The sequence below is a fragment of the Marinobacter excellens LAMA 842 genome (assembly GCF_001574445.1).
GTDB lineage: Bacteria > Pseudomonadota > Gammaproteobacteria > Pseudomonadales > Oleiphilaceae > Marinobacter > Marinobacter shengliensis.
The window spans coordinates 26,183-43,886 of record NZ_LOCO01000031.1 but is presented as its reverse complement, the minus strand read 5'-3'; the positions used below and the strand labels follow the sequence as shown (position 1 = coordinate 43,886).

18 protein-coding genes, 1 rRNA gene and 1 pseudogene are annotated in these 17,704 nt (G+C 57.9%); 8 read left to right on the top strand and 12 right to left on the bottom strand.

The genetic code is table 11. From position 1 onward, the window contains the following. Positions 1-86, bottom strand: a 16S ribosomal RNA gene (locus J122_RS18385); the annotation flags it as partial. 477 nt (positions 87-563) lie between these two features. After that, positions 564-1,766: a tyrosine--tRNA ligase gene (tyrS, locus tag J122_RS18380; RefSeq protein ID WP_061333560.1), complete on the bottom strand. Its 1,203-nt coding sequence runs from the start codon at positions 1,764-1,766 to the stop codon at positions 564-566. A gap of 313 nt (positions 1,767-2,079) precedes the next feature. On the opposite strand from tyrS, the gene J122_RS18375 reads away from it, so the two are divergent. Then, positions 2,080-3,471 carry an OapA family protein gene (locus tag J122_RS18375; RefSeq protein WP_061333568.1) on the top strand — a complete coding sequence of 464 codons (1,392 nt, stop codon included), beginning with the start codon at positions 2,080-2,082 and terminating at the stop codon, positions 3,469-3,471. A gap of 2 nt (positions 3,472-3,473) precedes the next feature. Next, the gene (locus J122_RS18370) at positions 3,474-4,574 is read left to right on the top strand and encodes an anhydro-N-acetylmuramic acid kinase (RefSeq protein ID WP_061333559.1); all 1,101 of its coding nucleotides are present in this window, start codon (positions 3,474-3,476) and stop codon (positions 4,572-4,574) included. Between the two features lie 4 nt (positions 4,575-4,578). Here the strand turns inward: J122_RS18370 and erpA are convergent, their stop codons facing one another. The 4 genes from erpA to argC form a co-directional block, all read right to left on the bottom strand. Next, on the bottom strand, positions 4,579-4,932 hold the full coding sequence (gene erpA / locus J122_RS18365) for an iron-sulfur cluster insertion protein ErpA (RefSeq protein WP_061333558.1): 354 nt from the start codon (positions 4,930-4,932) through the stop codon (positions 4,579-4,581). A 61-nt stretch (positions 4,933-4,993) separates the two neighbouring features. Further along, complete coding sequence (locus tag J122_RS18360) at positions 4,994-5,437, bottom strand: bactofilin family protein (protein ID WP_061333557.1); 444 nt, start codon at positions 5,435-5,437, stop codon at positions 4,994-4,996. Positions 5,438-5,440: 3 nt separating this feature from the next. Beyond that, positions 5,441-6,181, bottom strand: coding sequence for a DUF6776 family protein (locus J122_RS18355; protein WP_061333556.1), 741 nt, complete (start codon positions 6,179-6,181; stop codon positions 5,441-5,443). 12 nt (positions 6,182-6,193) lie between these two features. Then, positions 6,194-7,231, bottom strand: a complete 1,038-nt coding sequence (gene argC, locus J122_RS18350; RefSeq protein ID WP_061333567.1) for an N-acetyl-gamma-glutamyl-phosphate reductase — start codon at positions 7,229-7,231, stop codon at positions 6,194-6,196. Between the two features lie 144 nt (positions 7,232-7,375). Between argC and J122_RS18345 the strand changes: the two genes are divergently transcribed. The 5 genes from J122_RS18345 to hemL are packed head-to-tail and all read left to right on the top strand — an operon-like array spanning position 7,376 to position 12,329. Continuing rightward, positions 7,376-9,151, top strand: coding sequence for a chloride channel protein (locus J122_RS18345; RefSeq protein WP_061333555.1), 1,776 nt, complete (start codon positions 7,376-7,378; stop codon positions 9,149-9,151). A gap of 3 nt (positions 9,152-9,154) precedes the next feature. Further along, on the top strand, positions 9,155-9,577 hold the full coding sequence (gene hemJ / locus J122_RS18340) for a protoporphyrinogen oxidase HemJ (protein ID WP_061333554.1): 423 nt from the start codon (positions 9,155-9,157) through the stop codon (positions 9,575-9,577). Continuing rightward, positions 9,574-10,380 carry a bifunctional hydroxymethylpyrimidine kinase/phosphomethylpyrimidine kinase gene (gene thiD, locus J122_RS18335; protein ID WP_227510290.1) on the top strand — a complete coding sequence of 269 codons (807 nt, stop codon included), beginning with the start codon at positions 9,574-9,576 and terminating at the stop codon, positions 10,378-10,380. The genes hemJ and thiD overlap by 4 nt, the downstream gene beginning before the upstream one ends. A 5-nt stretch (positions 10,381-10,385) precedes the next feature. Next, positions 10,386-11,036 carry a thiamine phosphate synthase gene (gene thiE, locus J122_RS18330; protein WP_227510289.1) on the top strand — a complete coding sequence of 217 codons (651 nt, stop codon included), beginning with the start codon at positions 10,386-10,388 and terminating at the stop codon, positions 11,034-11,036. A 12-nt stretch (positions 11,037-11,048) separates the two neighbouring features. Then, the gene (gene hemL, locus J122_RS18325) at positions 11,049-12,329 is read left to right on the top strand and encodes a glutamate-1-semialdehyde 2,1-aminomutase (RefSeq protein ID WP_061333553.1); all 1,281 of its coding nucleotides are present in this window, start codon (positions 11,049-11,051) and stop codon (positions 12,327-12,329) included. A 49-nt stretch (positions 12,330-12,378) separates the two neighbouring features. Here hemL and J122_RS18320 read toward each other — a convergent pair whose 3' ends face one another. The 4 genes from J122_RS18320 to J122_RS18305 all read right to left on the bottom strand — a co-directional run bounded on the left by J122_RS18320 (position 12,379) and on the right by J122_RS18305 (position 15,480). Further along, entirely contained in the window at positions 12,379-13,701 is a 1,323-nt protein-coding gene (locus J122_RS18320) for a tetratricopeptide repeat protein (protein ID WP_061333552.1), read from the bottom strand. An 84-nt stretch (positions 13,702-13,785) separates the two neighbouring features. After that, on the bottom strand, positions 13,786-14,184 hold the full coding sequence (locus J122_RS18315; protein WP_061333551.1) for a hypothetical protein: 399 nt from the start codon (positions 14,182-14,184) through the stop codon (positions 13,786-13,788). Then, a complete protein-coding gene (locus J122_RS18310; protein ID WP_227510288.1) occupies positions 14,181-14,882 on the bottom strand; it encodes an anti-sigma factor family protein in 702 nt (233 codons plus the stop codon). Before J122_RS18310 ends, J122_RS18315 begins: the two co-directional genes overlap by 4 nt. A gap of 10 nt (positions 14,883-14,892) precedes the next feature. Continuing rightward, positions 14,893-15,480 carry an RNA polymerase sigma factor gene (locus tag J122_RS18305; RefSeq protein WP_082780644.1) on the bottom strand — a complete coding sequence of 196 codons (588 nt, stop codon included), beginning with the start codon at positions 15,478-15,480 and terminating at the stop codon, positions 14,893-14,895. Positions 15,481-15,673: 193 nt separating this feature from the next. Here J122_RS18305 and J122_RS18300 point away from each other — a divergent pair, with 193 nt between their 5' ends. Next, positions 15,674-16,615, top strand: a complete 942-nt coding sequence (locus J122_RS18300) for a DUF4382 domain-containing protein (RefSeq protein WP_061333550.1) — start codon at positions 15,674-15,676, stop codon at positions 16,613-16,615. A 57-nt stretch (positions 16,616-16,672) separates the two neighbouring features. Here the strand turns inward: J122_RS18300 and J122_RS18295 are convergent, their stop codons facing one another. Continuing rightward, complete coding sequence (locus J122_RS18295; RefSeq protein WP_061333549.1) at positions 16,673-17,254, bottom strand: tetratricopeptide repeat protein; 582 nt, start codon at positions 17,252-17,254, stop codon at positions 16,673-16,675. Next, positions 17,251-17,704, bottom strand: a pseudogene (locus J122_RS18290) (penicillin-binding protein 1B); the annotation flags it as partial. The gene J122_RS18295 and the pseudogene J122_RS18290, both read right to left, overlap by 4 nt.

The following is a 17,704-nucleotide window of genomic DNA, read 5'->3' as shown; positions in this document are numbered from 1 at the left end:
GCAAGCACCCCCTGTTACCGCTCGACTTGCATGTGTTAAGCCTGCCGCCAGCGTTCAATCTGAGCCATGATCAAACTCTTCAGTTTAAATCATACAAGAACTCGAAAGTTCTTAATTCTTGCTCAAGACAAAACTCAATTTCGACGAGTCACTGTCCTGATATTTCGTGTCCGAAATACCTCGGCCAGCGCCCACACGAATTACTTGGTTAACTTTTTAAAGAGCGTTTGAGCTGTTGCTCAATCAAGGCCGCGTATTCTACATCGTTCCGCTGCCCTGTCAACCGTTTATTTTTCGCTGTTTTCGCTTCCGAAAACCGCCGAAAAACTCTCCGGCTTACTGCTTGTTTCGAGGCGCGCATTCTACACTGAACCGCCTTCCTGTCAACCGCTTTCTGAAGAATCTTTCGAACTTTTTCTTCAGTGCTTTCAAGCAGTTATCGCTGAGGTTTTGCCTCTTCTCAGTGGCCAGCCCCTCAAGCGAGATGCGCATTCTACAGACCTCTGCTGAGGAGTCAACGACCAATCTGAAATTTTTTCAAATTGGTCGCAACCAGCCTCTCTTCACTCGACAATGACCACCCGGGCAATCTTCTTTTTACCCGCCTGGACAACGCAATCATCACCTTTGACAAACCTGCGATCACCTTCAAACTGTTTGCCATCTATATAGACAGCACCACGACCAAGAACATCTCTAGCAGCAGCGCCATTCTTTACCAGCCCAGCCAGGCGAAGGACGGCTGCCATCGGCATTTCATCCTGCCCCTCGAGAGAGACTTCTACCAGTGGCACGTTTTCCGGAATCTCCCCAAGCGCAACCCGGTTGCCGGCAGACTTGTGAGCGGTTTTCGCGGCCTCTTCGTCATGGAAGCGAGTAATCAGCTCTTCAGCCAGGAGTTTTTTATAGTCCTGCGGGTTGGCACCAGCTCCTACCTCAGCACGGAACTGTTCCACTTCCGCCATCGGCCGGAAACTCAGCAATTCGAAGTAACGCCACAGCAACTCATCCGGCATCGACAACAGCTTGGTGTACATCTCTCCGGGTGAATCACTAACCCCAACATAGTTGCCCAACGACTTGGACATCTTCTGCACACCGTCCAACCCCTCAAGAATCGGAACGGTAATAATGGCCTGGGGCGCCTGACCATAATGCTTCTGGAGAATCCGCCCCATCAGCAAATTAAACTTCTGGTCAGTACCACCGAGCTCCACATCAGCTTCAAGCGCTACGGAGTCGTAGCCCTGAATCAGCGGATACAGGAACTCATGAATGGCAATTGGCTGCTCAGCTCTGTAACGCTTGGTGAAATCATCACGCTCGAGCATCCGTGCAACCGTATACTGACCCGCGAGCTGGATCATGCTCGCGGCATTCATCTGGCTCATCCATTCGGAATTGAATACAACCCGGGTTTTCTCCGGGTCCAGAATCTTGAACACCTGCTCTTTATAGGTAATGGCGTTCTTGCGCACCTGCTCTTCTGTTAAAGGAGGACGGGTTGCGCTTTTTCCGGTTGGATCGCCGATCATTCCCGTGAAGTCACCAATAAGGAAGATGATTTCATGGCCAAGATCCTGGAACTGGCGAAGCTTGTTGATTAGCACGGTGTGGCCGAGGTGCAAATCAGGTGCGGTCGGATCGAAACCCGCCTTGATCCTCAGCGGCCGATCTTCTTTAAGCTTTGCAATCAAATCCTCTTCGGGAATCAGCTCGTCAATACCGCGCTTGATAACGGCCAACGCTTCCTCAATTGTTGCCATGAACCTTTCGTCCCCAGTTTGACTTGGTGTCAGGGTTTGCCGGCGGCAGTTACAGACCTCAACAAAACAAATCTGTGTTTAACCGACACCCTTGCTAAAGTGTGACTGCTCAGTTTTCAACCAAACCGAGCAATAAAAGGACCGGCATTATACCAGCGGCAGGCAGTTTTGTACGACCAGACACCCGCTCAACCGTAATGTTCGACACTGTCCTGATAATGTCAGATGCGGTAATCTGTTTGACTTTACTTGATCTAGCGCTTTAATTAGCTAGTACAACTTGCTGGAATACCGATGAAAACGGGTGAGCCACGTGCTTAAAACATTCCCCAAAACACATATTACTCTGGCAGCAGCAGCGACGATTGTTGTCTCTGCCGCTGTGCTGATGAGCCCCAGCGCTGACGTCGAAGCCAAGCGCATGTCCTACACCATTGACCTCGAAGAGGGCCTGGCGTCTGGCGCGGCATCGAAAGACACCAGGCCCGCCCAGACACAGGAAGCCACCGACACTCAGCCCTCAGAGGACAAAGCGCAAAGTGCCGGCGAACCAATCGCTCAGGCCGGGCGCACAGCGAAACCCGATGTCCCGAAGGTCGACTGGCAGGAATTTCGTGTAAAGTCCGGCGACACACTGTCTTCGCTGTTTCGCAAAGCAGGTTTCAACGATGGCATCATGCTGTCGGTCATTCATGGTGAAGGCGAAGCAGGCAAGCTTCAGCGCCTTTACGCCGGGGAAGACATTCGCTTCGGTGTTGACAGTGAGGGGCAGCTAGTGGCCGTGGAGCTGCAACGCAGCCGCCTGGAAACTCTCAAGATCTCAAAGACCGACAACGGCTTCCTTGGCAACACAGAAGTTCGCAAACCGGAGCCGCGCCCGGCATTTGCCGCCGGCGTCATTGACGGTTCCCTCTATCTTGCTGCCAGGGACGCAGGACTGAATGACCGGCTCACCATGGAACTGGCCGGGATCTTCGGTTGGGACATCGACTTTGTCTACGATGTCCGCAAGGGTGACAGCTTTGAGGTAGTGTACGAAGAGCTGTACATCGACGGTAAACAATTTGATACCGGCCGGATTCTTTCCGCACGTTTCATCAACCGCGGTACTGAGAATGTGGCTCTGCTGTATACAGACAAAAACGGCGAGAGTGACTATTACACGCCGGAAGGCAAAAGTATGCGTAAGGCGTTCCTGAGAGTTCCAATCAACGCCCGCGTGTCATCGCCCTTCAACCTGCAACGCCGACACCCGGTGCTGGACGTGGTCAGACCCCACGAGGGAACCGACTATGCCGCGCCCCCGGGCACGCCGATCAAGGCAGCCGGCAGTGGGCGAGTGCAGTTTGCCGGCTGGAAAGGCGGCTATGGCCGCACCGTGGTTTTGCAGCATGGCGACAATATCACCACCCTGTATGCTCATATGAGCCGACTGGGTAAAGGCATCAAGAATGGCACACGGGTAAAACAGGGAGACACCATTGGCTATGTTGGCTCGTCCGGAATGGTGACCGGCCCTCATCTGCATTACGAGTTCCGGGTGAATGGCGTTGCCAAGAACTCCCGTACCGTGAAACTGCCCGACGCCAAGCCCGTACCAAGCGCTGAAATGGCAAGATTTCGCCAATTCACCGAGCAGCGGCTGGCGCAGTTCAATGGTTTCCGCGAAAGTGGTCGCCAACTGGCTCTGGCATCGGACAACTGATTATGACCTACTGGCTCGGCCTGATGTCAGGCACCAGCATGGACGCGGTTGACGCGGTGCTGGTGTCTTTCACTGGCCGGCATCTGGATATTCATTCCACGCTTTCGCTACCCTACCCTGAACCACTCAGACAAAGGCTCCTGCTGGCCACCCGAAACCAGTCAGACACTGACGAACTCGGTGAATTGGACACACTGGTGGGCCACCACTTTGGTCATACCGCAAAGGAACTGATCCGGCGCTCCGGCCTGAAACTCCGGGATATTCAGGGCATTGGCAGTCACGGGCAAACAGTACGCCACCAACCTGCCGGCCCTGCCCCCTTCTCACTTCAGATTGGCAATGCCGCCTGTATTGCGGAAAGCACCGGACTGACCACGGTCTCGGATTTTCGCAGCAGAGACCTGGCCGCAGGTGGTCAGGGCGCCCCACTGGTTCCGGCCTTCCATCAATGGCTGTTTACCTCGGACGAGCAGGACCGCTGTATTCTGAACCTCGGAGGCATCGCCAATATCACCTGGCTTCCCGCAGCCGGACGAAAACCCGTGGTCGGTTTTGATACCGGCCCGGCAAATGCCTTGCTTGATGCCTGGTGCCTGGACCAGACCGGGCGTCACTATGATGAATCCGGACACCTGGCAAGCGAGGGCGCTGTGCATTCGGAGCTGTTGAGCAGCATGCTTTCCGACGCCTATTTCAGCAAGCCAGCTCCGAAAAGCACCGGCAAGGAGCGCTTCAACCTTGACTGGATCCGTACCCACCTGCAGCGGTTCCCCGATCTGGCTGCAGAAGACGTTCAACGGACCCTCTTACAACTGACGGTGATTACCGTTCTGAAGCAGTTGCCACAAGAGTCCGCCAACATGACGGTTTACGCCTGCGGCGGCGGAACGTTCAACCGGTTAATGATGAATGAACTCAGAGTTGGACTGGGGTCGGTAGCGCTGACCACAACGGCTGATCTGGGGTTGGACCCGCAATGGGTAGAGCCAGTGGCATTTGCCTGGCTGGCCAGACAAACCCTTGAAGGCCAGCCGGGAAACCTGCCTGAGGTAACCGGCGCCAGAGGCCCGCGGGTGTTGGGCGCAATTTACCCGGCTTGAGGCTTCAGATGGAAAACGAACTGCCGCAACCGCAGGTGGAGCTGGCGTTTGGATTCTGAACCACAAACTGTGAACCCTGAAGGCCTTCCTGATAATCAATGGTGGCGCCTACGAGGTATTGGTAGCTCATGGAATCAACCAACAGCTTTACTCCATCCCGCTCTATGACGGTATCGTCGTCTTCCTGATTCTCGTCGAACGAAAATCCGTACTGGAACCCCGAACAACCGCCACCTGTTACGAACACCCGCAGTTTGAGATCAGGATTCTCCTCTTCCTCGATCAACTCGCGAACCTTGGCAACAGCGCTGTCGCTGAAGAACAACGGTGTGGCTATTTGCTGTTGAACTACACTCAAGGTATGCCTCCGGGAGATAAAGCGGTCAGAGGATTATGGTATTCCCGACTAAAACAGTCAACTATTCGGATTTACCCTCACCCTCTGACTCCGCACTTAGCACAGACTCTTTATCGTGAGTCAGCAGGCCGCTGGTTTCATCCTGACGAACCAGATTACCGTTCACGGATGCCCCCATGGCCATCTCGATAAGACGATAGTATACGTTACCGTTAATGGCAGCGTTCTCTGCCAGTTCGAGGTGGCTGGTGGCGCGCACGTCACCGTTCACCTTGCCATTGATAATAATGTGTGGCGCAGTGATATCGCCGGTGATTTCACCCACTTCCGACAGCCGGACCACAGCGTCACTGCCCTCTTCCGCCAGCACCCGACCTTTGATTTTGCCATCCACGTGCAAGCCGCCCGAAAAGCGTACATCACCCTCAATGGTTGTTCTGGATGAAATCAAGGTATCGAAATGGCCAACGGAACGGCGCGGTTTCTGTTTTTTCTTGCCCAGCATGTATCAGCTCCCAGTTAACTGTGCCCAATCAAATGTTCGTTCTGCCTGTGAGGCATTCCGCCCCTGCGCCTGTGCCACCACCTGGATTTCGTAGGGCTCAAAGCCTTGGGGAAGGTTCAAGGTACCCTCTACATCCTGGAAGTACCGAAACCGGAACCTGACCCCCAGATCCTCGATGTCGTCGGACAGATCGCGCAAGGCAATCACTTCTTTCTCACCGTCCAACCGGCCTATGATATTCACGGCCACCTGCCCGGCAATAAAACTGTTGTTATTGCCAACCTGAGTTAGCACCATCTTGAACCGATAGGTGTTATCGCCACGGGCGGACGCCAGCGTAAAGCTGTCAACCTGCAGCCCTTTGCTCGTCTCTGAGGGCGCCATGATATTCCGATAGAACGTCAGGTCTGCCTCCAACTCCGATATTCGGGTTTCGAGCCCAACGATGGTGTTCCTGGCTTCCCGCAGCGCCTGTTCGTCAATCGCCCGCCCGCGCTCAAGATTCACCAGATTCTGCCGCGCGGTGCGGAACTGATCCCGCAGACTGCGCAATTCCTGCGCCAGCTGTTCGTTTGAAGCTTCAGCAGATGAAAACCGGAACCCGCCCTGCGCCATTCCAGCAGCGTAACCTGCGATGGCGGCAACCACGGTAAAAGCCAGCAGGATCATCGTCCGGCGCAGGCGGTAGCCCGGCCGGTGACGGATCACCACATACTCATCGTTCGGTTTGCGGGTATCACTCACCTTGTCTTGCCCTCAAGGAAGAAGTGCCGGAGCTTTCAGGCCCTGGGTTTCGTCAAGACCAAACATGATATTCATGTTCTGCACTGCCTGCCCGGCAGCGCCTTTGACCAGGTTGTCGATGACCGAGGAAACAATCACCACATTGCTCTGCTCCTGGCGATGCAATGCCATCCGGCACTGGTTGCCGCCGCGAACACTGCGGGTTTCCGGGTGACTGCCAAAAGGCATGACATCCACAAATGGCTCGGTCTCGTAGCGCTCTTCGTAGAGGGCCTGGAGCCGATCAAAATCCGCAGGCTCGGACAGCTCCGCGTACAAGGTGGCCTCGATACCCCGAATCATCGGTACCAGGTGCGGCACGAAGGTTACGCCCACCGGACCGGTAGCTGCCAGACTCAGGCCCTGGCGAATTTCCGGCAGGTGCCGATGCCCGGAGGCACCGTATGCCTTGAAGCTTTCACCGATCTCACCATGTAGCATGCCGATGTTGCCCTGGCGACCGGCACCGCTGGCACCGGATTTGGCATCGGCAATCAGCCGGCTGGGGTCTACCAACCCCTGTTCGAGCAAGGGGAGGAAGCCAAGCTGCACCGCCGTAGGATAACAACCAGGGTTGGCGACCAACTGGGCCTGGCGAATCGCGTCACGTGCTACCTCAGGCAGGCCATAAACCGCTTTTTGTGCCCACTCCGGTGTTTCATGGGGCATACCGTACCACTGGGCCCAGACATCCAGGTCTTTCAGGCGGAAATCCGCAGACAGGTCTACCACACGAACGCCGGCGGCCATCAGTTCCGGAACCATGCGCATGGCAACCCCGTGAGGCGTGGCAAAGAACACCAGGTCGCACTGTGCCAGCACCGCCGAATCAGGCTCCGAGAAGGCCAGGTCAAAATGCCCTCGCAGATTAGGGTACATGTCGGCCACCGGCATACCAGCCTCGGAGCGCGAAGTGATGCATTTCACTTCTGCGTCCGGATGAACGGCAAGAATCCGCAACAGCTCAACACCGGTGTACCCGGTTCCCCCAACGATGCCTATTTTAATCACACTCATCTCCAACGTGGTCTGGTCAGAATTCCCGGGTAGTCTACCATGATAATCCAAGGACTTATTGCAGCCTGCAGACCCATGGTTACAATGTTGTCAGAATCCTTCTGAAGGACCCGCCCATCGACCCGGAACCCGGTGCTCATGCGTAACATCAGGCAACAGATCACTGAGAACCTGATCCCCGTTTTCCGGAGGAAACTGTCGGGTGTCGATGCACTGCCACAACTGGCTGTGCTTGGGCTGTTGTCCGGAATTGTCACCGGCGCGGTGATTCTGTTGTTCCGGCTCGCCATTGAATGGCCGCTGGAACATTTCCTGCCCGGTGCGGGCTCAGAGAACTTCGAGCAACTGGATATTCTGACCAGGGGGCTGCTGCCGCTGGCCGGCGCCGTTGGTCTGGGCATTCTGTTGCACAAACTGTCCATTCACGATCGCAAGGTGGGCATCGTCCACATTATGGAGCGCCTGAACTACCATCAGGGCTACATATCGTTCAAAAGCGCCATGGTTCAGTTTGTTGCCGGGGTTACCACCGTAGTATCCGGCCAGTCGGCTGGCCGGGAGGGCCCTGCGGTTCACCTGGGCGCGGCGTTTTCAAGCCTGTTCGGGCAATGGCTGAGGCTGCCTAACAACAGCATACGAACCCTGGTGGCCTGCGGCTGTGCAGCCGCTATCTCGGCGTCTTTCAACACGCCGATTGCCGGCGTGATCTTCGCCATGGAAGTGGTGATGATGGAGTACACCATTGCCGGCTTTACGCCGATTATTCTGGCGGCGGTCAGTGCCGCCATCATTACCCAGATTGTCTACGGCTCGGAGCCAGCCTTCAGCGTGCCCGCACTGACTATGAACTCTCTGCTGGAAATTCCATGGATCCTCGCGATTGCCGTGATCATCGGAATTGCCGCAGCGGCCTTTATCCATCTGGTGGACAACATGGGGCGCCATCACCACCGGCCGGTACTGCTCCGTATCACGGTGGCTGGCCTGCTGATGGTGCCGTTTGCGATCCTGGTTCCGGAAACCATGGGTATTGGTTACGACACGGTCAGCGAAACCATTCACGGCGAGTTGGGGTTCTGGCTGCTGCTTGGCGTGGGCGTGGCAAAACTGGTGATTACCGGGTTGTCTATCGGGCTTGGTATGCCAAGTGGCGTGATCGGCCCAACCATTTTCATGGGGGCGACCCTTGGCGGAGCGATGGGGCTGATCGGCGCCCAGATCTTCCCCGAGCTGGCATCGTCGGTGGGCTTTTACGCCATGCTGGGCATGGGGGCGATGATGGGGGCGGTGCTACAGGCACCGCTGGCCGCTCTGATGGCCTTGATGGAACTGACTCGAAACCCGAACATCATTCTGCCCGGCATGCTGATCATCACCACCGCCAGCCTGGTGACCAGCGAAGCCTTCGGCAAAAAATCCCTGTTCCTGACCATTCTGAAAAACCAGGGCCTGAGTTACCAGAATTCACCAGTGATCCAGGCGTTAAGACGAGTGTCTGTGGGCGCGATCATGGACCGGAGCATTTTGCGCACGGATCGGGAGCTGACTCCGGATGAAGCCCGCAAGGCACTGAAGTCGGAACCCAAATGGTTGCTGGTCGAGGGCAGCAACGGGCCAACCGCTCTGTTACCGGCAGTGGATCTTGCCCGCTACCTTGAAGACACCGAAAAACAGGTTGCCGAAGAAGGCATCGCACCCCCAGACACCGTCGACCTGATGGAAATCCCGGCCAACCGGCGGGATGTGGCCCCAGTGCAATATCAAGCCACCCTGGAAGAGGCCCTGAACGAATTCGACTCGACCCAGGCTGAGGCACTGTACGTACAACGCCATGTAGCCCCGATGATTCAGCGGGTTTATGGTGTCGTGCTTCAATCAGATATCGAAAGCTATTACCAATACCGACGGAGTTGATGGATGTTGTGGGTCAAGGCGTTTCATATCATTTCCCTGGTGTGCTGGTTTGCCGGCATTTTCTATCTGCCCAGACTGTTCGTGTACCATGCAGCCTGTGAGGACCAGCCGGGCCGCGAACGCTTCAAGATCATGGAGCGCAAGCTGTACCGGGGCATAACAACACCTTCAATGATCGCCACGGTGGTCTTTGGAATCTGGTTACTCAGTTACAATGTGTCCGGTTATTTCAGCATGGGCTGGATGCACGCCAAACTGGCTCTGGTCGCGCTGCTGGTCGTCTACCATTTCTATTGCGGCCACCTGGTGAAAGTCTTCCGGGATGACAAGAATACCCGCAGCCACGTGTTCTATCGCTGGTTTAACGAGGTTCCGGTATTCATTCTGTTAGCGGTGGTCATTCTGGCTGTTGTAAAACCCTTTTGAGGAGAGCAACCATTAATAGCTACACCCGCCCCCATGTTCTGGTGCTGTCAGGGCTGGACCCCTCCGGTGGTGCTGGCATTCAGGCCGATATCCAGGCGATTACTTCCCTTGGCGGGCACCCCCTGCCATTGCTGACCTGCCTGACCGTGCAGGACACCAACAACGTGTATGGCGCCGAGCCTGTCAACGCTGAGCTGATCCGGCAACAACTGCAGCGCCTGGCAGCAGATGTGCCCATCCATGCCATCAAGACCGGCGCCCTGGGCAATGCCGATGTGGTCGATGTGCTGGTGGAGTTTCTCGACAGCCAGCCGGAGTTACCGCTGATTGTCGACCCGGTCATCAAGGCAGCTGGCGGCGGCGATCTTGCCGATGAAGCATTGGTTCAAGCCATGAAAACCCGGCTGTTCCCCAGGGCGGAAATGATCACCCCCAATGGCGTTGAACTGGCCCAGTTGGGTGGCAGCGAAGACCCGGACCAGGCCGCGCGAAACCTCATTGACGCCGGCTGTCAATCGGTTCTGGCCACAGGTGGTCACGGCACAGGCATCCACATCATCAACACCCTGTACAACCATGCTCCGGAACCCATGCACTGGGAAGTGGAGCGGGTGGGCGCCAATGAGTTCCACGGCACCGGTTGTACCCTGGCGGCCGCCATCGCGGCCGGGCGCGCCAGCGGGCTATCGGCCAGGGCATCGATCTCCCAGGCGCAGAACTACGTTCATCGCGCCCTTCTGCACGCGCTGAACGTAGGCAAGGGTCAACGGGTTCCCGACCGGGGCATTCTGTGGGAACGCTGAACCGGATGCTAAAACCTGGCCTGTATGCCATTACCGATAACGTACTGACCCCGGCAGATCAGCTGATTGCTGCCGTGGAAGCGGCATTGCAGGGCGGAGCGACACTGGTACAGTACCGCGACAAGGCAGGTACCAGTGCCGAGCGATTGTGCCAGGCAACAGAGCTGAACGCTCTCTGCCGTCAGGCCAACGTCCCCCTGCTGATCAATGATGACCCGGAACTGGCCCTGCGGGTGGGCGCTGCGGGTGTGCACCTGGGCCAGGACGATTGCACCCTGGCCAACGCCCGGCGTGTTCTGGGGCCAGAGGCCATCATCGGCATTACCTGCCACCATCGGTTGGACCTTGCCCGCAACGCCAAGGCGGCAGGGGCCGACTACCTGGCGTTTGGCCGGTTCTACAACTCGGCCACCAAACCCGGTGCACCACCTGCAGAAACGACTGTATTGACGGAAGCCAGAGCGCTGGCGCTTCCGATTACCGCGATTGGCGGCATCACCACCGACAACGCCGAAGCCCTGATCCGTGCCGGCGCAGACCTGATTGCGGTAGTGGGAGGTCTGTTTGGTGGCACTCCGGAGGACATCCGGCACAGAGCGGAAACCTTTACCCGGCTGGTGGCCGGGCATCACCCTCTTTTCTCATCTTCAAACTGACAGGAGCTATCCGTGACTCACTCTGAAACGCTATTCGAACAGGCCCAGAAATACATTCCGGGCGGCGTAAATTCACCGGTGCGGGCCTTCCGCGGTGTTGGCGGTACTCCGGTTTTCTTCAAGCATGCCGAAGGCGCTTATCTGTACGACGAAGATGACCGCCGTTACATCGACTTTATCGGCTCCTGGGGCCCGATGATTCTTGGCCACTCAGACCCGCGCATTAAAGCGGCCCTGCACGCCCAGGTGGATCTGGGTGTGGGCTATGGCGCTCCTACGGCCATCGAAACCGAAATGGCGAAAAAGGTGTGTGAACTGGTGCCCTCCATTGAACTGGTGCGCATGGTCAACTCCGGCACCGAAGCCACCATGAGCGCCATTCGCCTGGCCCGTGGCTACACCGGCCGGGACAAGATTGTAAAGTTTGAGGGTTGCTACCACGGCCACGTGGATTCGCTGCTGGTGAAGGCCGGCTCCGGCGCTCTCACCCTGGGCGTACCCAACTCCCCGGGCATTCCCGCCAGCCTGGCAGAACACACCATTACCCTGAACTACAACGACATCGATCAGGTACGTGAGACCTTCAAGGACATCGGCGATCAGGTGGCAGCTATTATTGTCGAACCTGTTGCCGGCAACATGAACTGCATTCCGCCGGTACCCGGGTTCCTGGAAGGGCTGCGGGAAGTCTGCGATGAACACGGCACGGTGCTGATTTTTGACGAAGTAATGACCGGCTTCCGGGTGTCACTCGGCGGTGCCCAAGGCTTCTACGGCGTTAAGCCGGACCTGACCGCCCTGGGCAAAGTGATCGGTGGCGGCTTGCCGGTGGGTGCTTTTGGCGGCAAGCGGGAAATCATGGAGCACATTTCTCCATTGGGTCCGGTCTACCAGGCCGGCACCCTGAGCGGCAACCCCCTGGCCATGACCGCGGGCCTGACCACCCTGAATGCCATTTCTGAGCCCGGCTTCCATGACAAGCTGACAGAAAAAACCAACAAGGTACGCGACGGACTGAAAGCCGCCGCCGACGAAGCCGGCATCCCACTGACCGTCCAGTCCGCTGGCGCCATGTTCGGCTTTTTCTTCACCGATGAGCCCTCGGTGACCACCTTCGAACAGGTGATGGCGTGCGATGTGGAACGTTTCAAGAAGTTCTTCCAGGGAATGCTGAAAGAAGGCATCTACCTTGCGCCCTCGGCATTCGAAGCGGGCTTTACTACAGCGGCCCTCAGCGATGAAGACATTGAGTTCACCCTGGCAGCCGCACGGAAAGTCATGGCGACCCTGTAACAGGGTCGTCTTGTCAGCTCTGGCCATATCAGGCCAGGGCTGATGGTTTTCAGAACACCCCCTCCAGAGATACCGTGTAGGTGTGACGACGGTAGTCGTACCGGTCAATCCGGCTATCCTGATTCCGGTACAGCCACTGATTACGCACCAGCCACTGCCGACTGATTGCGTACTCTGCCATCAGCCCGAATTCCCGCCGCACATCCCGGCGCCGCTGAGTGATCAGTGTGCCTTGTTCGAACCATTGGTGTGGATCTTCGTAACGACTGTGCCGCACGGCAACCTCCGCCCCTACCGAAAGAGCCGACCCAACCGGATAAATCGCCTCAACGCCCAGTTCATGATGGATCGGGGATACGCTGGCGAAAAACTCGTCCTGTTGAAAGTCTTTACGGTGATTGCGCTGCCAACGATAGAACCCTTCAACAAGTAGCCAATCAAAGTTTTGTTCGGCACGGGCTTCAAACTGGTACCACTGGCCATCATAGGCGGCGTAATCCGGGCCGCCATTCACCTGATCCGCTGACACCGACCATGAACAGCTGGCCAGCCAGTCAGATAACGGGCACACACCAGAGCGGCCGAACAGGCTCAGGCCTATACGGGTTTCCAGTTCATCACTGCCTAGCCAGGCCCGTGATACACCGGCGCGCAGGCCGAGTTCCCACTGGTCAAAGCGACGTACCCCGGCCGCTCGGGCCTGAAGCACAGAGGTGTCGTCCGCCCGGCCGCGAGTATAATCCTGACCATAGATGACACCATCCCAAACCACCCGCCAATCTTCGGTCACCGGCTGGCTCAGAGTGCCCGCCGCCACCAGCTCGGCGTAAAAACTGCCTCTATCGCTCGGCGAGTCGTCGGGAACGCCGGCCACATTACTGTCGTAGCCAAGCCCGGTAGCCAAGTACCCTTGGGCTATCGATTTCATCGAGGACGAGTCGGAGGGGGCGTCTTCGGCCAGTTTGGCCAGTTGCCGCTGTGCCAGCTCACGGATGGTTTCTGGTGCTTCCTGACTTGCGGATTCCTGAAACCAGCGTTCAGCCACGGCCGATCGGCCATCCGCCAAGGCAACCAGGCCAAGATTGTAACGGGCAAGAGCCTGATTCGGCCCTTCCAACAAACGGGAAAAGAGAGCTTCGGCGGCCGGGTAGTCACCGGTTTTATAATAGGTAACCGCCAGGTTGTAGGTCAGTGCCGGGCTGTCGTAACCCAGCGCCTTGGCCGCTTCAAACTGCTGCCGTGCGGCGGGATAGTCGCCCTGTTGAAACTGCTCAATGCCAAGGGCCATGGCCTGCTGCGCGGATTGATCCGGCTCGGCAACAACGACAGCGGAGATGGCCAACAGGCCCACGAAACGAAGGGTCTTGAACAACCGAAAACCTCAGGCTCGACATCAACGAAACCGGCCGGGGCAGCCCCGTTCCGGGCGAGCACTGAGGTTAACACAGATAACAGGTCAGGGCCGTGACGGTGGTGAAGGTAGCTCAGGCCTCAGTTCGTCGAGATCCCGTACGGTTTCAGGCAGACTGTCGCGCCCGATCTCCGGTTTTCCACCCCGACCTTCCCGGGCACGTTCAGAGACAGACTGGCCAAAATCCCGCCCCCGCTCTCTGGCGTCCTCTGCCGTTTCCCTGCCTGGCGCCAAGGTATTACCGCGCTCATGGCGACGCAAGCCAGGCAGCTCCGGCAAGCGTATTTCCCGGGTAACGGCACCGGTCAGATCTTCGCTGTCGTCCACCATTCTCATGGTCACATCAAGGTCGTCAGCCAGCGCCAAAGGGGCGCTCACTACCAGCACGGCCGCCAGCATCAAGCGGGAAGAGCTGGCCCGCCACCAGGATTCACAAAAGCTCATGTTGCAGGCTCCTCGTGATTGGTCCGACTGCTGGAGGCTGCCGGGCCATCATCGCTCGGGTACTGGGGCACCATCGCCCTGAAGACTTTCTGACGGCCGTTCGCATCGAGTTCTGCAATCAACTCGCCGGCGCCGGGAAACAGAATCGTCAGGGGTAATTCCAGCACGTTGTCGCCCTGTACAAGACTTACCTGCCAGCTGACCCGATGCTGACCGGGCAAGCCTGACAACTCTACATGGGGCGGAAGATCCAGTGTCAAGGTGACATCATCCAGGGCTTCACCCGCATTAAAGGCCAGCCGTACCGTCCGTTCCACCGGCACCATCTCTGATGGAGCCGCCTCTTCAGTCAGGTCCGTGGCTGCCACTTCCGGCTCAAGCCCGGGCTTACCTCCCCCCTGGCCGAGCATCAGACCCAGCACCAGTGCGGCCGCAACGGCACCGCCCCAGGCCAGATGAACCTTGCGATTGGAAGCCTGCGCGGGGAGCTGGCCGAACACCCGGTTTTCAAAGCCCGGCGACGGTTCTGGGAGCCTGCAGCGGGAAGCCAGTTCGGACATCAGCGAGCGCTCGAACGCCTCGTGCTGCTGGCACGGAGCACAACTCTCCAGGTGCACGCGCACCACCTGCGACTCATCGGCGGGCAGCTGGCCCCGAACATAGTCGGGCAATTGTGATTGGATTTGCCGACAGGACATAGTTATCACCTCAATGTTCCAGACGCCCGGAATCATCATCCGGTTCCATTGCCAACTGAAGATGCTTCCTCAAGGCAGCCCGACTGCGATGCAGCCGGGATTTGACGGTTCCGATGGGCACGCCCAACACTTCCGCCACATCTTCCTGGCGCCAGCCATCCACATCGTGAAGCAACAGCAGGGTGCGCTGGTCCGGTGACATCTGTTCCAGCGCCCGGTCGAGCATTGGGCCAAGCCGTTCTTTGTTTAGCTCCAGCTCGGGCGACTGATCGTCCGACATCTGGCTGTCGAGCCAATCAGACTGACTATCCGCCTCCATCAATTCGCTCACCGGACGATCGGCCTGGCGCCCCTTCTTTCTGACGGAATCGATGAACTGACGGTACAACACCCGGTTTAACCACGGCCTAAGCTGATCCACGGATTCCAGCTCATCCAGGCGCGGGTAGAGCTTCACCACCACATCCTGCACCAGATCCTCGGCGTCCTGAAGGCTACCGGTTAATCGATAGGCAAAGCTGTGCAACGCCGTCAGGTGCGGCTGCACCAGGCGCTGAAATCGCTTTTGGGCGGATGGGCGAAACGGAAGAATGGCCAAAAAGTACTGCCTGATGACGGTTTACGGAAGCGCGCAGTCTATAACAGCCCTGCCCTTATCGGCGAATTATGACCAACTCATGTGTAAATATTAATCAAATCGAGGGGAACTCGCAGCGATTCCGGATCGTGAAGTCATTACTGGCGATTGCAACGCCGGATAAACAACGAAACGGATACGAACCGGAGGATTTATGAAGCGTTCAACCCAAGTTTTCGCGGTCTCCGCCCTTGCGGCCGCATTGGCCGCCTGTGGTGGGAGCGGTGACGGCAGCCTCTCTTCTGGGCAAACAGGGACGGTATCCATGGGGCTCACTGATGCTCCCACCATGGATCTGAGCAGCGTGAACGTGGCGTTCAATGCGATCCGGCTCAAACCGGTGGATGGACAGTGGCAGGAGTTCAGCCTGGACGAAGTCGGGATTATTGACCTGCTCACCCTGCAAGGCGGCGTGACCGAGCCTCTGATTACCGACGAGGAAGTACCTGCCGGTGAGTATGAGGAAATCCGCCTGATCGTCGATACTGAGCAGTCTTGGGTGACCAAGGAATCCGAAGGTGATGCCCGCTATACCCTGGCGGTGCCCTCCGGCGAGCAAAGCGGCCTGAAACTCAAAGGCAGTTTTGTTGTTGCCGCCGACACCAGCCAGAGCTTCACCATCGATTTTGATGTTCGCAAATCCATTGTGAACCCTCCCGGAAAGGCGCTGGCGGATTACATGCTCAAGCCGGTACTTCGCCTGGTCAACAACCTGGAGGTGGGCCAGCTGACGGGCGAGGTGGATTACACCACAATCCTGCAAGCTCGCAGTGAAAACCCGGAGCGGCTTGACTGCAGTCCGAACTATGAAGGTGCAGTCTATGTCTACGAAGGTGAGATTGACGAACCGGTAGACCTGAACGTCGAACGGGACGGCCTCAATCCGCTGATGGTGGTTTCGGTCACTGAGCAGGAAGATGGCAGCCTGTATGAGTGGACCGCCGCCTTCCTCACCGAAGGCACCTACACCATCAGCTACAGCTGCCAGCTGGATGATAACGAGACCGACGACGAGATCGAGTTTGAGGGTACCCAGACCCTCGACGTTATCGCTGGCGAAACCACCGTGGCTGACCCCATCCCGCTGCAGCCTTAATAGCGCTGCATTGACGCAAAGGCCAGGGACGGCCTTTGCTCTCCTGACACTCTTCTATCACAACGCTCCTGCACGGGCCTCAGCCTGATCGGCCCCGGCCACATTACCCCTGGCCCGACGAATATCCGCCAGCAGCAACCAACCCGAGCGCTGCATTCTCGAATCGTTTCCCGCCAGCGACAGACCTTTCAGCGTGAACTGTTCCGCCGCCCCCAGATTGCCACCAGACACGTAGGCTTCCGCCAGCTTGAAATAGACCTCTGAGGAACGCGGCGCTATGCGTTGTGCCCGCTCCAGACGGGCGACAGCGCCGGCAGAGTCCCCCTGCGCCAGGCGCTGGTCGGCATCACGGATCAGGCTGACCGCTGCGGCCGGCAGTTCGTCACCGGACTCCCGATAACTGGGCGAGCGGGTAGCGGGCGCCTCCGGCTCACTCACCTCGGGCTGCTCGCTCTTGCGCCATACCCGGGGCTCAGACTCTTCTTGCGGTTCTGCGGTTCTTGGCGGTTCCGGCGCACTCGAGCGATCATCGCCGCCCATAGGTACGTAGATGGAGCCACCGCCGGGGCCGCTGGCGCAGCCTGCAAGGCCCAGCGCCATAGCCAGGCAACCGGCGCGGGTAATCGTTGTTTTATTCATCGGAACAATCCTTCAAACCAACTGCGTATTTGCCGGCCGAACTGCCCTTCGCAGTCCAGGCGCTGCCGGGGCTCACTGCCGGCGATAAATGGCACCAGACGGGCATCCTCACACCGCTCTCCCGTCAATGCCTGCTCCCGGGCATTGACCCAATGATACTGGACACCGTCCGGCATGACCGGTGAAAAGCCATGCTGTGGCAACTGCGCCATCATTGCAGACCACACCGGCAAGGCGCCAGAGGCGCCGGTCAATACCGTGGGGCCGTTATCGTCACGCCCCACCCAGGCCACCGCCAGATAATCACCACTGAACCCGGCGAACCAGGAGTCCCGACCCTGGTCTGTTGTACCGGTCTTCCCAGCCAGTGTCAGTCGATCTGGCAGGGTCCGATAAGCTGAGCGGCCGGTGCCCTCCTGCATGGTTTCCTGCATGGCGTACTGCACCAGG

Bases quoted from the DNA above. Each gene is read 5' to 3' on its own strand.
- tyrS (WP_061333560.1), bottom strand. From the start codon at position 1,766: ATGGCAACAATTGAGGAAGCGTTGGCCGTTATCAAGCGCGGTATTGAC.
- J122_RS18370 (WP_061333559.1), top strand. From the start codon at position 3,474: ATGACCTACTGGCTCGGCCTGATGTCAGGCACCAGCATGGACGCGGTT.
- J122_RS18360 (WP_061333557.1), bottom strand. From the start codon at position 5,437: ATGCTGGGCAAGAAAAAACAGAAACCGCGCCGTTCCGTTGGCCATTTC.
- J122_RS18345 (WP_061333555.1), top strand. From the start codon at position 7,376: ATGCGTAACATCAGGCAACAGATCACTGAGAACCTGATCCCCGTTTTC.
- hemJ (WP_061333554.1), top strand. From the start codon at position 9,155: ATGTTGTGGGTCAAGGCGTTTCATATCATTTCCCTGGTGTGCTGGTTT.
- thiE (WP_227510289.1), top strand. From the start codon at position 10,386: ATGCTAAAACCTGGCCTGTATGCCATTACCGATAACGTACTGACCCCG.
- J122_RS18315 (WP_061333551.1), bottom strand. From the start codon at position 14,184: ATGAGCTTTTGTGAATCCTGGTGGCGGGCCAGCTCTTCCCGCTTGATG.
- J122_RS18310 (WP_227510288.1), bottom strand. From the start codon at position 14,882: ATGTCCTGTCGGCAAATCCAATCACAATTGCCCGACTATGTTCGGGGC.
- J122_RS18300 (WP_061333550.1), top strand. From the start codon at position 15,674: ATGAAGCGTTCAACCCAAGTTTTCGCGGTCTCCGCCCTTGCGGCCGCA.
- J122_RS18295 (WP_061333549.1), bottom strand. From the start codon at position 17,254: ATGAATAAAACAACGATTACCCGCGCCGGTTGCCTGGCTATGGCGCTG.